Below are 14,803 nucleotides of genomic sequence, written 5' to 3'. Positions count from 1 at the left end.
AGCAGTGGCAAAACTCTATGCAAACTCGCTAAACCTTTAGCCCTCATAGCCTGCATCGCACCACCACTAGGTCCTCCTTCATCTATAACCACCGCACAGATCACTTCTGCCACGACAGTCATCAAATCAGTATCCAGCAAGAGTTACAAAACCCAACAAAAAAGGACATCCTCAGACGCCCTTTTCTCCTCGACCTTAGCGGCCTAGACAGACCTCAAATCCTACAAGGCCGTATCAGCCTTGCGCTTGAATATCTTCCACAAAGCCCCCACCACAACAGGCACTGCCGCTGCCGCAATCCCGATCAGCACAATGGTGTTCAAATGCGCTTTGATGAACGGCACGTTTCCAAAAAAGTAACCCAGCGTAATCAGGCTGCAAATCCACAGCAAAGCACCCGTAATGTTGTACGCCTGAAAGCGCATCGCATTCATATGCCCCACACCGGCGACAAAGGGTGCAAAGGTACGGAACAAAGGCAGGAAACGGGAGATCACAATGGTCTTGCCGCCATGCTTCTCATAGAAAGCATGGGTCTTGACCAGGGCACGGCGGTCCAGAAAGCGGGACTCCTGCGTAAAGACTTTTGGCCCTATATACCGCCCAACGTAATAATTAACGGTATTACCCAGCACGGCCGCCACAATCAGGATTGCGCCCAGCATGACCGGGTCCAGCATGCCCGACGCCCCAAAGGCACCGGCAATAAACAGCAAGGAATCACCCGGCAGAAAAGGCAAAACCACAAGCCCGGTCTCGCCAAATATAATCAAGAACAGAACAAGGTAAATCCAGGCTCCATACTGCTCGACCCACACACCCAGGTATTGGTCGATATGAAGGATCATGCTGAGTAACTCGGGCATAGTTCCACACCAAAATAACAAAACAGCCAGTCCGATACTGACCAGACCGACACCATAGATCAAGCGGTTAAAATAAGCCGCTACCGTTTGAAACCCGTTGAACCTGCCAGACAGGTACAACACTGAATACACACAAGGCCAGCCGCCCTATGTCATCAAGACGCCGTATTATCCCACTCCCCGACCTGCTTGTAAGCCAAATTGCGGCCGGAGAAGTTATCGAGCGCCCGGCATCGGTCCTGAAAGAACTGCTGGAAAACGCCATTGACGCCGGAGCCAGTGCCATCGAGATCCGCCTGGATGGCGGTGGCATACGCCGCATCTCCGTCAGCGACGATGGCCACGGCATCACTCAGGAAGAATTGCCCCTGGCGCTGCTGCAACACGCCACCAGCAAAATCCGTTCGCTGGAAGAGCTGGAATCCGTCGCCTCCATGGGTTTCCGGGGAGAGGCTCTGCCCTCCATCGCCTCCGTCGCCCGTTTGACGATCAACTCGCGTACACAGGACGATTCCCACGCCTGGGAATACTCGCTGGGCCAAGGCGAACCGCAACCCGCCTCCGGGCAGATCGGCACTCATGTGGATGTACGCCAGCTCTTTGACGAGATCCCTGCCCGTCGCAAATTCCTGCGTACCGAGGGCACCGAATACGGTCACTGCGTAACCGCTCTAGAACGCATCGCCCTGGCCCAGCCACAGATAGCCTTTCGCCTGTTCCACAACGAGAAACCTCAGCGTCACTGGCGCAGCGGCACGCTGGAGCAACGCCTGCTGGACATCTTGGGTAAAGAGTTTATTGAGCAAAGCCTGCCCGTTGCCCAAGAGCAAGGCTTGATCAGCTTGCGCGGCCTGGTGATCCACCCGGCCCACGCTCGCCCCAGCGGAGACAAGCAGTTCCTGTTTGTGAATGGTCGCTTTGTACGTGATCGCACCGTGTCACACGCCATTCGCAGTGCCTATGCCGATGTGCTGCACGGCGACCGCCAACCCGCCTATGCCCTGTTCCTGGACATCGCCCCTTCGACTTTGGATGTGAACGTACACCCCGCCAAACACGAAGTGCGTTTCCGGGACAGCGGTGCCGTCTACCGTTTTGTGCTGCAAAGTGTCGGTCAGGCCCTGGCCCAAGGCAGCATGGCCGGGGAAACACCCGTGGCCGCGATGCCCTTGCCCGAAGGTGCGACCCCGCCCCCCATGCCCGGCTTTCCCCCGCCAGCCCCTGGCTCTACAAGCAACCCTTACGCCAGCAGCGAACCGGCCTTGCCCTATAGCCACCCGGCTCGGCAAGGTTGGCAATCCAGCTTCAGCCTGCGTGAACCATCCGGTGGCAGCGCAGACTGGAAAAGCATGTACCGCCCGATTGAGCCGGCTTCCAGCAACACGCCGGTCACTAGCTATCAAAGCGAGGCGGACAATGCGACAGACGAGTTCCCCCTAGGCATGGCACTGGGCCAATTGCATGGCATCTACATTTTGTCTGAAACCCGCCAGGGCATGATTCTGGTGGACATGCACGCGGCCCACGAGCGCGTGGTTTACGAGCAATTGAAGCAGGCTCTGGATGGCCGTGAACTACCTCGCCAGGATTTGCTGGTCCCGGTTGTCTTTAGTTGTTCAGAAAGCGATATCGCTTTGCTGGATGAACACCAGGAAACCCTGGCTGACCTGGGCCTGAGCCTGAACCCGGCGGGCCCCACGACCATGGCCGTGCGCGCCGTCCCCGCCCTGCTGGCCCAGGGCGATATCGAATCCCTGGCCCGTGCCGTCCTGCGCGATTTGGCCCAAGTAGGTTCATCCCGCCATCTGGACGAACAACGTAACGAGCTGCTCTCGACTATGGCCTGCCATGGCTCAGTACGCGCCAACCGCCGCCTGAGCATTCCCGAGATGAACGCGCTGCTGCGCAAAATGGAACAGACTGACCGGGCCGACCTGTGCAATCATGGCCGCCCCACCTGGTTCCAATGGAAGCTGAGCGAGCTGGACAAACTTTTTATGCGTGGACAATGAACGATTTACCCATTCTGTGCCTGGCCGGTCCAACCGCCAGTGGCAAAAGCGCCACCACGCACACCCTGGCTCAACACTGGCCGATTGAAGTGATTGTGATGGACTCGGCCACGATTTATCGTGACATGGACATTGGCACCGCTAAGCCCAGCGCCGAGGAGCAAGCTGCCATCCCCCACCACTTGTTGGATATCCGCGACCCGGTGGAAAGCTATTCAGCGGCCGAGTTCGCGACCGATGCAACTTGCCTAATTCAGGAAATCCGGGCGCGGGGTCATTACCCGGTCCTGTGTGGCGGCACCATGCTGTATTACAAAGCCCTGCGCGAAGGCTTGAACGACTTACCCCAGGCCGATCCTGCCATTCGTCAGCAGCTGGATGAACGCGCCCAAGAAGTAGGTTGGCCTGCCATGCACGAAGAGCTAGCTCGCATTGACCCCATCACTGCAGCCCGCCTGGCCCCCCGGGATAGTCAACGCATTCAGCGTGCTCTGGAAATTTTTCATATCAGTGGCAAAAGCATGAGCGACTGGTTGCAGGAAAAAACCCAGCCGCAAGAAAGCAGCCATCGCTACATCACCATGAGCCTGGAGCCGGAAGACAGATCCTGGCTACATCAGCGTATTGCAGCCCGCTACCACGACATGATCCAGCAAGGTTTGCTGCAGGAGGTCGAGAAACTCCACCAGCGCCCTGATCTGCACCCAGGGCTGCCTTCTATACGTTGCGTAGGCTACCGACAAATCTGGTCCTATCTGGACGGACAAGTCGACCTGGATCAGGCCATTGAGCAAGCCATTGCCGCCACCCGACAACTGGCCAAACGCCAATTAACCTGGTTGCGCTCTGAGCCTGAGCGGCTGCAATTTAATTGCCAGGCCCCGCAAGCAGCCGAGCACATTGTGCAAGCAGCCCGCCAAATCTGGCCCAGCTGATATGCCACCCAAACAAAGGCCGCCTGTTAAAGGCGGCCTTTGTGTTTTGGGCTATTACTAGAACTAAACGGAAGCACTACCCTGCTTAGGCACTATCTGGGCACGCATTGCCAGATACTGGAAGGTACCGCCCAGCAAAGCACCAATCAACCAGCCATAGCCAGCCAGATTGGCCAAGGCAGGCACCCACACTGTGGCTACCGAGAACACCGCGGCCAGGAAAAACGCCGCCATCGCCCGCTTGTTCCAGCCATTCTGGAAGTAGTAAGTACCACTTTCCTCCAGACTAAACAGATCCGCTACCACCACACGCTGTTTGCGGATCAAGTAGAAGTCCACAATCATGATGCCGTATAGCGGAGCCAACAAAGCCCCCAAGGTATCGACAAAGCCAGTAATGCCAATGGCGCTGATCAAGGGAAGCCACAAGGCGCCAATGAAAAATGCAATTACAGCAGTCAGAATGCCACCCATCTTGGCGGAGATAAGCTCAGGTTTCAGATTGGCCAAGTCAAAAGCGGGAGGAATAAAGTTTGCTACCAGGTTGATACCCACGGTGGCCGCAAAAAAGGTCAGGGCCGCAATCACGGTCAGCACCAGACTATCAACGCGATCCACAATATCAGTGGGGTTCGTCAGGGTCTCGCCAAACAGCACGGCCGTACCGGCGGTAATGAACAAGGCCAGGAAGGAGAATATGGCCAAGCTAACAGGCAAGCCCATGAAATTACCGATCCGCATACTGCGCTCGTCTTTGACAAAACGCGAGAAGTCACCGTAATTAATCACGACCGCGGCAAAGTAAGCCACCATTGTCCCGACCACAGCACCAAATGCCATCAACGGCCCGCCTTCGTACGTGCCTTTACCTGCAAAAATTTCGCCCACTTTGTCCAGCAGGCCATCGCCCGCCTTGTACCAGATCACGGCTAGCAGCGCGAACATGACCAGATACACCAAAGGACCGGCCCAGTTCAGGAAGCGCGTAATCCACTTCATACCCATCAGAAAAATACCCAGTTGCATCACGCAGACCAGGACATAAGACAACCAGCCCACCCAGTCCAGGCCTAAAAACAGAGCTCCCCCGGGGTGATCCAGCAAGGCATTGAACAACAAGGCCAAGGCGGTAGAGGCAAAGTAGGTCTGCACTCCGTACCAGAAAATAGCCACAATCCCACGCACCAGCGCAGGGAACTTGGCACCCTTCACCCCCATGCTGATACGGGCAATCACAGGGTACGGCACGCCATACAACACACTGGGTTTGCCACTGAGATTGACCAGCCCCATCACAATGAAACCGGCCAGCAAAATACCGGCAAACACCGCCCAACCATTTAGCCCGTACGAGATAAACAAAGTGGCGGCCAGGGTATAGCCAAACAGGCTTTGTATGTCGTTGGACCACACATTGAAAATTTCAAACCAACCCCACAAACGCTTTTGGCGTGGCAAGGGTGCCAAGTCTTTATTGTGCAAAGACGGGTGTGGGTCTTTTAACGATAAATCCGAATGTTCCATGTCCTTCCCCTCAGAAATTGCTTCTAACATTTCAGCTGATATTTCTACGTTCTTGCCTTTAATGTAGGGGCCTTACTGAACCAGGAACATTATGGAATGTACGAGTAATATCCGAATTCGGATTGCCTCGAAAACAAACATAAGAAAATAGATATAACCTTTATTTGAAAATCAAATACAGTGAATTCGCTGTGGCAATACTGAATCGAAAATGAAGGCCGAAGCTCTTGGAAATCCTGACAAAAACAAAACAGCTTCGACTCTAAGCGGTCGGGTCAAGACATAAAAAAAGCCAGCTCAATGAGCTGGCTTTTTTACAACGGTAAGATCGGAGTCTTAGACCACTTCGGTCTGCGCCTGACCTTCCTGACGTTCCACGATCTCGCCCAGGTTGTAGACGGTTTCGCCTTGCTCGGACAAAGTCGCGCTGATGGCCTCTGCCTTATCAGCAGGAACAATGATGATCATGCCGATACCGCAGTTAAAGACACGGTACATTTCTTCGTCGGCCACGTTGCCATTGGTTTGCAACCACTGGAACAAGGCGGGCATGGTCCAGGAATCACGCTTCAACCGTGCGGACAGATGCTTTTGCAGGATGCGAGGTACGTTTTCCAGCAAGCCACCGCCGGTGATGTGAGCCAGGCCCTTGATGTCCGCACCGTGGGCAGCCAAGGCGGCCAGCACGGATTTCACGTAGATGCGGGTAGGTTCCATGACCACGTCTGCCAAAGGACGGCCATCCAGCTCGTCAGTAGGCTTGGCGTTGGCGTGCTTCAGAATCTTGCGAATCAGCGAGTAGCCGTTGGAGTGGGCACCGCTGGAGGCCAGACCTAGGACGACATCACCAGGAACAATGGATTTGCCATCAATGATGCGCGATTTTTCCACCGCACCCACTGCAAAACCGGCCAGGTCATATTCGCCTTCGGGGTACATGCCGGGCATTTCTGCCGTTTCGCCACCGATCAGGGCGCAAGCGGAAAGCTCACAGCCTTTGGCAATACCGCCAACTACTTGAGCGGCCGTGTCGACCGACAGCTTGCCGCAGGCAAAGTAATCCAGAAAGTACAAGGGTTCTGCGCCCTGGACTAGAATGTCGTTGACACTCATGGCCACCAGGTCTATACCCACAGTGTCGTGGCGCTGCCAATCAAATGCCAGGCGTAGTTTGGTACCAACACCGTCGGTGCCGGACACCAGAACGGGCTCTTTAAGGTGGGTAGGCACTTCAAACAAAGCGCCAAAGCCTCCGATTCCAGCCATGACGCCTGCACGCATGGTTTTGGCAGCCAGTGGTTTAATACGATCGACCAGGGCGTCGCCCGCGTCGATATCCACGCCTGCATCGCGGTAGGTCAAGGAAACAGAAGTAGTGTTTTTCATGGGAAAAGCCGTGGGATATGTGAAAATTGCGAGTTGGACGAAATTGTACGACACATGACCGAGCAACTGATTCTGGATATATCTCCAGCACCGCCTGCCTCTTTGGACAACTTTGTTGCCGGAGCGAATCAGGCTGCGTTGCAGGCTCTGCGTCAGTGCTCTCCAGGACGCGCGGTTTACCTGTGGGGACCGCCCGGCGCAGGTCGAACACATCTGCTGCGGGCGATGGCCAGTCTAGACGACAGCCGCTATTTTAGTTCAGATACTCCCTCCCAGCCCATCTTTGACATCGCCACCGATGACAAAGCCCCTCCCAGCCTGCTGGCCATCGACGATATCGAACGTTTTGATGAGCACGGACAGGCTGCCGTATTTGCGCTGTACAATCGCTGGCGCGAGTCGGCCACCCGGCCAGACGCCTTCACGCTATTGGTCTCCGGCGACCGGGCTCCTAAAACCATGTCAGTACGCGAGGACTTGCGCACACGACTGGGCTGGGACCTGGTGTTCAGACTGGAATACCTGTCGGACGCCCACCGGTCCGAAGCCATGCAACAACGGGCTGCTGCCCGTGGTCTGCAGCTCCAGGCGGAAGTGCTCAGCTGGATCCTGACTCATTACGATCGCGATATGAACCGCTTGAGCGCATTGATCGATGCGCTGGACAACTATTCACTGGTAAAGAAACGTCCCATCACTTTACCCCTGCTCAAAGAACTTCTGGCCAATAGCCAGACCCAATCTTCTCGCTGAGTCATGACTGCTTCCTCTTTTATTGCCCTGTTTGATCTGGACCACACTCTGCTTCCTTTAGATAGCGATTACCAGTGGGCTGATTTTTTGGCCCGCACTGGCCGCGTCGGAGATCCGGCCGAAGCCATCCGTCTTAATGAAGACCTGATGGAGCGCTATAACCAAGGATTGCTGACGGCCGAAGAATCGGCCGAATTTATGTTGGGCCTGCTGACCAACGCCAGCCAGGAAGAATTGCTGGCCTGGCAAGACGAGTTCATGCAGGCCATAATCCTGCCCTCGATCAGCCCGGCTGCCCGCGAACTGCTGGCCAAACACCAGGAACAAGGCCATCTGGTGGCCATCGTGACCGCCACCAACGAATTTGTGACTCGCCCGATTGCGGCGGCCCTGGGCGTGGAACACCTGATCGCTACCACTCCTGAAATGAAAGATGGCCGCTACACCGGCAAGATCAGTGGCGTGCCCAGCTTTCAGGCTGGCAAAATCACCCGTGTAAACCAATGGCTAAACACCATGGGCAAATCCCTGGCGGACTTCGAGCGCAGCTGGTTCTACAGCGACTCGCCCAACGATCTGCCCTTGATGGAAGTGGTAACAGACCCCGTTGCAACCAACCCCAGCGACAGGCTGCGTGCCGTCGCTACCGAACGTAATTGGCTTGTCATCGATTTGTTCGCTGACATGATGGACAGCAAATCGTAAAATCAGACGCATGCTTAAGCGAACAATAAAAACATTTGTCGACCGGCTGCTCAAACCAGCCAAAAGCGTGCGTCCCAAAGGGTTGCGCCGCTACACACGAGAAGAACATGGCATAGACCGACGTCTGGTCTCACGTCATGCGATCAAAGTGTGCGAGGTCTTGAACCACGCAGGCTACCAGGCCTATGTCGTGGGTGGCGCAGTGCGCGATTTGCTAGTGGGCCTGGAGCCCAAGGACTTTGACGTCGCAACTGACGCCACGCCCGAGCAAATTCGTCCCCTGTTTCGCCGCGCCCGTATTATTGGCCGGCGTTTTCGGCTAGTACACGTGGTGTTCGGCCAGGAAATCATCGAAACCTCCACGTTCCGGGCCGACGATAGCGGCAAACAGACGGACGAACATGGCCGTATTTTGCGCGATAACGAATTTGGCACCATCGAAGATGACGCTGCTCGCCGCGATTTCACGCTTAATGCGCTCTATTACGATCCGCTGACCGAAACCGTCATCGACTACCACAACGGGGTTGCCGACCTGAAAGATCGTCAGGTGCGCATTATTGGCGATGCGGAGACCCGCTACCGGGAAGATCCGGTCCGTATGCTGCGCGCGGTGCGTTTTGCCTCCAAGCTGGACGCAACCATCGAGCCGAAAACGGATGCGCCTATCCGCTCGCTGTCGCGCCTGATTGAAAATGTGCCCGAATCCCGTCTGGCTGATGAAACGCTGAAGCTGCTCAATTGCGGCCATGCCATGGACTGCATCAAGCGTCTGCAAGCTCTGGGCCTGCACAACAAGCTGCTGCCCATGGTCGAGCCAGTGCAGCGCCTGCCCGGTGGCGCAGAGTTTCTGGATATGGCCCTGGCCCGCACCGACACCCGCGTACGTGCTGGCAAATCCGTCAGCCCCAGCTTTATCTATGCCTGCCTGCTCTGGAAGTTGGTGCAAAAAGAGTGGGAAAAGCTCATCGCGCAAGAAATGCATCCCCAGCAAGCGCTATTGGAAGCCGCCGATCTGGTTCTGGAAAAGCAAAGCCGCATCATGCCTATCCAGAAGCGTTTCCAGTCGGACATGCGCGAGATCTGGTTTATGCAGCCTCGCTTTGAACGCATTGCCAACCGAGCTATCTGGCGCATGACGGAACAACCCCGCTTCCGTGCTGCTGTGGACTTTTTACAACTTCGTGCCGAAGCCAAAGAAGTCGATAGCGTGCAGGCGCAATGGTGGATGGACTTGGCCGACGCCGGTGATGAAGAGCGCAGCACCATGATTGCCGTGCGCAAACCGGCCAGCACTACAGCCACGGCTACACGCAGTGGGCAACGCCGCACCCGTCGTCGTCGCCCTAATGCCAAACGCAGCCCAGCATCGACGAGCAGCGAAACGTGATCCCAGCCAGCACCACGGTGTATGTAGCAATGGGGGCCAATCTGGGTGAAGCACGACAAACACTGGAAATAGCGGCTACTGAACTGGCAGCCACGCCCGGCATCCAGGATCTGACGCTGGCGCACTTCTATCGCACCGCTCCGGTGGATTCCAGTGGGCCAGACTACGTCAATACGGTAGCCCGGTTTCTATGTACACTTAGCCCGGAAGCCCTGCTGGACCGCCTGCAAGACATCGAGCAAGAGCACGGCCGTACCCGCCTGTACCGCAATGCCCCCCGAACGCTGGATCTGGATTTGTTGCTCTACGACCAAGAACGCATCGATACCCCACGCCTGACCGTGCCGCACCCCCGCATGCATGAACGCGCTTTTGTGCTTGCTCCTCTGGCGGATCTAGCCCCTGAGCTTGAACTGGCTCAAGGCAGCATGAGCGCACTGCTGGACACGGTCAAAGACCAGGAGATTGGGCGGCTGGAGTAATTGCCGCTTTTTTCTACCTTGTTTTTGCTTGCTCACGCTTTGCGGCAAAAGTCCTTCAGCAAGGCAACACGACCATCAACAATGACAGCTTCCCTGCCTAGCCTTCGTGCTTAGGCGGGGAAGTATCTGTAGAGGACGCCGCAGGCAGTTCCTCTTGCAGCATCTGCCCTTCCGCATCTAAACCCCGCTGCCGGTCAGGCAGAGCCAGCAGGCGCTGCGCCATCTGTAGAGCTTCGGTAATACCGCCTAACACTTCCTCGCGACGGGCGGCATCAGGTACTCGCAAGACATACGAAGGATGCCACGTAGCGATAAGCCAAGTTCCCCCCCACTGAAATGGCTTGGCCAGATAGCTGCTTAGCCGGGCTTTAGGCCCCAACAAGGCAGACAGAGCCGTCGCCCCCAGGGTGACAATAACCACAGGCTTAACGCGCACCAGCTCCTCCTGCAACCAATGTCCACAGGCCTGAACCTCGGCAAACGAGGGGCTGACATGTAAGCGCTGCTTGCCGCGCCCTGTCCATTTGAAATGTTTGACCGCATTGCTTAAATAAAGCGCATCACGCTCAATGCCAGCACGCTGCAATGCCTGATCCAGTATCTGCCCTGCCGGCCCGACAAAGACACGCCCCTCCAGATCCTCATAGTCACCAGGCTGTTCGCCAAGCAACATCATGCGTGCAGTGGCAAGCCCTTCACCCGGCACCGCCTGCGTAGCGTGCTCCCATAAGCCGCAGCGACGACATAGATCCAGCGAAGAGGGCTCACTACGTTGAGGCTGCGCACAACTGGCTTCTACCGCCACCAGCTTGCCTGGCATCTGAGCAACGCCGCTGAACTGCCCGACTCGCCGTGCCCCATTGCGCGCTTCACTGATCATGGCAGGAATTAAGCGGGCCTCGGGCAGCCCCTTCCAGAACCGCACGGGCATGCTCTGCTGCAAGGCAGTTTCATTCAAGCGCGCTGGGTTAAAAATACTCTGGTAATACCGTAGCCACAGCGCTTCCACCTGATCGCCTGAAGGTCCAGCGCGTAATGCCTCCACATTCTCAGGCGCATCCAGAAACTGCAATTTTTGACCATCCCAGAGCGCAACACGCTGCGGCGTTGCAATGCACCACGACGTCCCGCCCATACGCTTGGCAAAATGCTCGGCAATCCACTCCAGTACCTCGTGCTCGGGTTCAAACCATGCCCAGTACTCCGGCAGGCTGCCTTCCTCGCAACGACGAAACCGCACATAAGCCATCATGTCGTGCTTTTCCTTGCGCACGGCTTTGGCCATCTCATACAAACGGGCACCATCCTCGTCGGCTACGGACTCCACACTGCGATCACCTTGCTGCCAGCGCCATAACACCCGATACAGCAAGGCCCAGCGCTCCGGCGTTCGGCACAAGGCGGCGTCATGCAGCAAGCTGTTAAGCACTCTCGATATACGGACGGAAGGCAGTGGCTCGCGAGCTTGCGGCTCTTGCAAGGAGACAGGCGCTAAGGGGGGAGGATTAACAACGGCATAGTCCAGCCCAATTTGCCGAGACTGACCACCCGACTCCAGGCTAGGCTCAGTCCAGCAAAGCCGCTCTGGCGGCCAAGCGGCGGTCAAGGCCAGCAAGGCTTGCTCGCGCCACGCCGTATAACCGCCTTCCACCATAAGGGTGACCATGCCCAGCTGATCCTGCTTGGTATCAGGAACAAGCGGGGTCATCGTCAGACCGGCACTCATATCAGGCTCAGTTGCTGCGGATTCGTAGACAACATACGGTGCAGTTTTTCGGAGGCTACATCGGCCAGCCTAGGCCGGTAGTCCTGCACCACCACAAAAGGCTGCAACGTCTTGATGGAGCACCGTAAACGAATTAAATCCTGGTAGCGAATAGCACGTAGCTGACGCAATTCGACCAGACGTTTGGCATTGCGTATGCCAATCCCAGGCACGCGAGCAATAATCCGTTCTGGCGCACGGTTCAGGTCTACTGGAAATACGGCTCGATTAGCCAGCGCCCATGCCAACTTGGGATCAATATCCAATGGTAAGTCGCCCTTATCCTGGAAAAGCTCCTCGGCCTGAAAGCCATAGCTACGTAGCAGAAAATCAGCTTGATACAGGCGGTGCTCCCGTAAGAGTGGCGGGGCTTGGGCAGGGAGTACTGATGAGCTATCCGGAATAGGGCTGAAAGCGGAGTAATACACCCGCTTGAGCTTATACGCCCCATACAAGGTCTGCGCGGTTTGAAGAATATTGCGATCGTCCGCCGCATCCGCGCCCACAATCATCTGCGTGCTCTGCCCTGCAGGCACTTTGGGCCGCTTTTCCTCTTGCGCCTGCTCTTGAGCCAGACGGATCACCCCCATAGCTCGCTTGATCGTATGGCCACTTTTTTCCGGGGCCAGACGCGTTAGGCCATCCTCAGTGGGAAGCTCGATATTGACGCTGAGTCTATCGGCGTAATGCCCGGCAAGCGTAATCAGCCTGGGATCAGCATCAGGGATAGTTTTAAGGTGAATGTAACCACGGAAATGGTGGTCCTCGCGCAAGGAGCGCGCCACCTCGACCAGATTTTCCATGGTGTAATCCGAGCTGCGTATGATGCCCGAGCTCAGGAACAGGCCGTCGATGTAATTACGACGATAAAAATCCAGCGTCAGATCGACAACTTCACGTGGCCGAAAGCGGGCTCGCGGCACATTGCTGGAGCGCCGGTTCACGCAGTACAGGCAGTCGTACTGGCAAAAGTTGGTCAGCAGTATCTTGAGAAGAGACACACAACGCCCATCGGGCGTAAAGCTGTGGCAGATACCAGCCCCGGTACTGGCACCTAAGCCGGCACGGCCGCGGGAATCCCGTTTAGGGGCGCCACTACTGGCACACGAGGCATCGTACTTTGCCGCATCCGCCAGAATGTCGAGTTTGCGTGATAGCTCCATACCGAGAACACTGTATATAAAAACAGCATTATACAGTTTGCGGGAACGGCGTCACGGGGCTCGTACAAAATCAAACAAATACGCGGAAAGCAGAGTTGTCTGACAGCGAGTAAGGCTGGCAGACAAGCGCCGCCGACTGAATCAAGCGTCTAGCAATTTGATCAAAGCATCCTGATGGCTGGAGCGAGTTTCCAACAAGAGTCGTCCCTCTTCGGTCAGCATGGCGATCAAGGGAGCAGGAAATGGAGTGGGAGTCTGCGTCGTTTGTGGAATTGCCTCAACCAGCCCTAAGGATTTTAGTTGTTCAAAAACGGCTTGGTTCTTGTGCCAGGGAGTTTGGCGTAAACGGACGAGCTCGAGAGCGTTCCAAATAGTTGGGTTAAGCTGCGGTACGGTCGTGGAGCGCTGAAGTTGCGTCATACAAGGCCCTTAATTAAGACCACAGAGATCGAGGCTTCTTATTTCGATCCTGTGTTCAGCCAGAAAGCATCCCTATACCTTACACCGTAACGATGTACAGAATATTTCAAGGAATCCTAACAAGTATCCTCGCAGCGCTCTGGCAAGACTCCAATAAGCAATAACCCGCAGTAACACTGCCCGCAAGCCAGGCCAGCTATAGTTTTCCGGCTTGGCAGCGTTGACGCAGCCCCAATCCCAAAAGCAGCAAGAAAGCAACAAACGCCCCTGCCCCCGCCACCCAAAGGTTCGCCGTGACACCATAAGCATCCACCGTCTGGCCTCCCAACCCTGATCCCAGCGCAATTCCTATATTAAAAACAGCCACATACAAAGCCGTGGCGATTTCTACGGCATGGGGTGCAGCTTTCATCATCCAGCTCATCAAGCCCACCGACACCCCACCGTAAGCCAGCCCCCAGAACAAAAGAACCAAGCCACCGCGCCAGGGCGACCCACCCACTGTCAAGAACAGCAAAGCTGTCAGAATTAAGCCAACAGCAATCGCCATCAAGCTCAGTTCCGTACGACGAGCAGCCGACATGCCAATCAGAAAATTACCCACAATTCCGGCTATTCCGTAGGCAAAAAGCAAAGCCCCTATCCATGGGGCCTCAACACCGGAAACCGACAGCAAAAGAGGTCGTACAAAGGTGAAGGCGCTAAAATGTCCGGCCACTAAAACAAAGGTCAGCAGCAGTCCCAGCATTAATTGTCGATTGCGCACTTGCTCGACAAACTGCCCCCAGGAAGCAGAGCTGGAAACTGACAAAGAAGGCAGCACGGCCAGATGGAAGGCTAGCACCAGAGCGCTGAACACAGCCATTGCACCAAAGGCCCAGCGCCAGCCGGCCCATTCCCCCATCAAGGCACCTAAAGGCACGCCCAATACGGAGGCGGCTGCGACACCACCAAAAATGATGGATGTCGCTAAACCTATCGATGGGGCGGGGACCAGACGGGAGGCCAAACCACCGGCAATCGCCCAAATGCCCCCCATACAAAAACCCACCAGGACGCGTGCTACCAACATCCAGGCCATGCTCGGCGCCAATGCTGAAGCAATATTTGCAAGCACCAACAAGCCCAGCAAGGCACACAAGATTCGCCGCCTATCCACACCGCCAGAGCCCAACACCACTAAAGGTGCAAACAAAGCAGCCAGCAAGGCGGGTAAGGAGATCATCAGGCCAGCGGCACCCGTAGAGGTCTGCAAGTTCTGCGCAATGGGAGTCAGCAAACCAACCGGCAACATTTCTGTGGTGACCACGGAGAAGGTCGCCAGACCCACCGCACTGACGGCTAGCCAGGACTGCCGCTTGCTGGTCTGCCCAGTCATCGATAGAGAAGTATTCATCGTTTC

The 14,803-nt window shown here is 56.1% G+C and carries 13 protein-coding genes; 6 read left to right on the top strand and 7 right to left on the bottom strand.

Annotated features, from left to right (window positions below):
• Positions 1-221: 221 nt before the first annotated feature.
• The gene (locus IE156_RS07765; RefSeq protein ID WP_189391951.1) at positions 222-866 is read right to left on the bottom strand and encodes a VTT domain-containing protein; all 645 of its coding nucleotides are present in this window, start codon (positions 864-866) and stop codon (positions 222-224) included.
• 149 nt (positions 867-1,015) lie between these two features.
• Here IE156_RS07765 and mutL point away from each other — a divergent pair, with 149 nt between their 5' ends.
• Together mutL and miaA are read left to right on the top strand one after the other, a co-directional pair.
• On the top strand, positions 1,016-2,878 hold the full coding sequence (gene mutL / locus IE156_RS07760) for a DNA mismatch repair endonuclease MutL (RefSeq protein WP_189391950.1): 1,863 nt from the start codon (positions 1,016-1,018) through the stop codon (positions 2,876-2,878).
• Positions 2,875-3,813, top strand: a complete 939-nt coding sequence (gene miaA / locus IE156_RS07755; RefSeq protein WP_189391949.1) for a tRNA (adenosine(37)-N6)-dimethylallyltransferase MiaA — start codon at positions 2,875-2,877, stop codon at positions 3,811-3,813. Before mutL ends, miaA begins: the two co-directional genes overlap by 4 nt.
• A 63-nt stretch (positions 3,814-3,876) precedes the next feature.
• Here miaA and IE156_RS07750 read toward each other — a convergent pair whose 3' ends face one another.
• Together IE156_RS07750 and purM are read right to left on the bottom strand one after the other, a co-directional pair.
• Entirely contained in the window at positions 3,877-5,337 is a 1,461-nt protein-coding gene (locus tag IE156_RS07750) for an NCS1 family nucleobase:cation symporter-1 (RefSeq protein ID WP_189391948.1), read from the bottom strand.
• Positions 5,338-5,673: 336 nt separating this feature from the next.
• Positions 5,674-6,723, bottom strand: coding sequence for a phosphoribosylformylglycinamidine cyclo-ligase (gene purM / locus IE156_RS07745; protein WP_189391947.1), 1,050 nt, complete (start codon positions 6,721-6,723; stop codon positions 5,674-5,676).
• 54 nt (positions 6,724-6,777) lie between these two features.
• Here purM and hda point away from each other — a divergent pair, with 54 nt between their 5' ends.
• From hda to folK, 4 genes are read left to right on the top strand one after another with little or no spacing between them, the layout of a single operon-like run.
• Complete coding sequence (gene hda / locus IE156_RS07740; protein ID WP_189391946.1) at positions 6,778-7,476, top strand: DnaA regulatory inactivator Hda; 699 nt, start codon at positions 6,778-6,780, stop codon at positions 7,474-7,476.
• A gap of 3 nt (positions 7,477-7,479) precedes the next feature.
• Positions 7,480-8,181 (top strand): HAD family hydrolase, encoded by a 702-nt coding sequence (locus tag IE156_RS07735; RefSeq protein ID WP_189391945.1) that lies wholly within the window; start codon positions 7,480-7,482, stop codon positions 8,179-8,181.
• 10 nt (positions 8,182-8,191) lie between these two features.
• Positions 8,192-9,571, top strand: coding sequence for a polynucleotide adenylyltransferase PcnB (pcnB, locus tag IE156_RS07730; RefSeq protein ID WP_189391944.1), 1,380 nt, complete (start codon positions 8,192-8,194; stop codon positions 9,569-9,571).
• Between the two features lie 29 nt (positions 9,572-9,600).
• A complete protein-coding gene (gene folK / locus IE156_RS07725) occupies positions 9,601-10,053 on the top strand; it encodes a 2-amino-4-hydroxy-6-hydroxymethyldihydropteridine diphosphokinase (protein WP_189392245.1) in 453 nt (150 codons plus the stop codon).
• A 97-nt stretch (positions 10,054-10,150) separates the two neighbouring features.
• Here the strand turns inward: folK and IE156_RS07720 are convergent, their stop codons facing one another.
• The 4 genes from IE156_RS07720 to IE156_RS07705 form a co-directional block, all read right to left on the bottom strand.
• Complete coding sequence (locus tag IE156_RS07720) at positions 10,151-11,719, bottom strand: UdgX family uracil-DNA binding protein (RefSeq protein WP_189392244.1); 1,569 nt, start codon at positions 11,717-11,719, stop codon at positions 10,151-10,153.
• A gap of 56 nt (positions 11,720-11,775) precedes the next feature.
• The gene (locus tag IE156_RS07715) at positions 11,776-12,981 is read right to left on the bottom strand and encodes a putative DNA modification/repair radical SAM protein (protein WP_189391943.1); all 1,206 of its coding nucleotides are present in this window, start codon (positions 12,979-12,981) and stop codon (positions 11,776-11,778) included.
• A 141-nt stretch (positions 12,982-13,122) separates the two neighbouring features.
• The gene (locus IE156_RS07710) at positions 13,123-13,401 is read right to left on the bottom strand and encodes a hypothetical protein (RefSeq protein WP_189391942.1); all 279 of its coding nucleotides are present in this window, start codon (positions 13,399-13,401) and stop codon (positions 13,123-13,125) included.
• A gap of 196 nt (positions 13,402-13,597) precedes the next feature.
• Positions 13,598-14,797 carry an MFS transporter gene (locus IE156_RS07705; RefSeq protein WP_189391941.1) on the bottom strand — a complete coding sequence of 400 codons (1,200 nt, stop codon included), beginning with the start codon at positions 14,795-14,797 and terminating at the stop codon, positions 13,598-13,600.
• Positions 14,798-14,803: the final 6 nt, after the last annotated feature.

The sequence above is a fragment of the Alcaligenes pakistanensis genome (assembly GCF_014652815.1).
GTDB lineage: Bacteria > Pseudomonadota > Gammaproteobacteria > Burkholderiales > Burkholderiaceae_B > Alcaligenes > Alcaligenes pakistanensis.
This window is presented reverse-complemented; position numbering and strand designations above follow the sequence as displayed.

Coding starts and splice junctions, on each gene's coding strand:
- IE156_RS07765 (WP_189391951.1), bottom strand. CDS start 866: ATGCCCGAGTTACTCAGCATGATCCTTCATATCGACCAATACCTGGGT.
- mutL (WP_189391950.1), top strand. CDS start 1,016: ATGTCATCAAGACGCCGTATTATCCCACTCCCCGACCTGCTTGTAAGC.
- miaA (WP_189391949.1), top strand. CDS start 2,875: ATGAACGATTTACCCATTCTGTGCCTGGCCGGTCCAACCGCCAGTGGC.
- IE156_RS07750 (WP_189391948.1), bottom strand. CDS start 5,337: ATGGAACATTCGGATTTATCGTTAAAAGACCCACACCCGTCTTTGCAC.
- purM (WP_189391947.1), bottom strand. CDS start 6,723: ATGAAAAACACTACTTCTGTTTCCTTGACCTACCGCGATGCAGGCGTG.
- hda (WP_189391946.1), top strand. CDS start 6,778: ATGACCGAGCAACTGATTCTGGATATATCTCCAGCACCGCCTGCCTCT.
- IE156_RS07735 (WP_189391945.1), top strand. CDS start 7,480: ATGACTGCTTCCTCTTTTATTGCCCTGTTTGATCTGGACCACACTCTG.
- pcnB (WP_189391944.1), top strand. CDS start 8,192: ATGCTTAAGCGAACAATAAAAACATTTGTCGACCGGCTGCTCAAACCA.
- folK (WP_189392245.1), top strand. CDS start 9,601: ATGGGGGCCAATCTGGGTGAAGCACGACAAACACTGGAAATAGCGGCT.
- IE156_RS07720 (WP_189392244.1), bottom strand. CDS start 11,719: ATGGTCACCCTTATGGTGGAAGGCGGTTATACGGCGTGGCGCGAGCAA.
- IE156_RS07715 (WP_189391943.1), bottom strand. CDS start 12,981: ATGGAGCTATCACGCAAACTCGACATTCTGGCGGATGCGGCAAAGTAC.
- IE156_RS07710 (WP_189391942.1), bottom strand. CDS start 13,401: ATGACGCAACTTCAGCGCTCCACGACCGTACCGCAGCTTAACCCAACT.
- IE156_RS07705 (WP_189391941.1), bottom strand. CDS start 14,797: ATGAATACTTCTCTATCGATGACTGGGCAGACCAGCAAGCGGCAGTCC.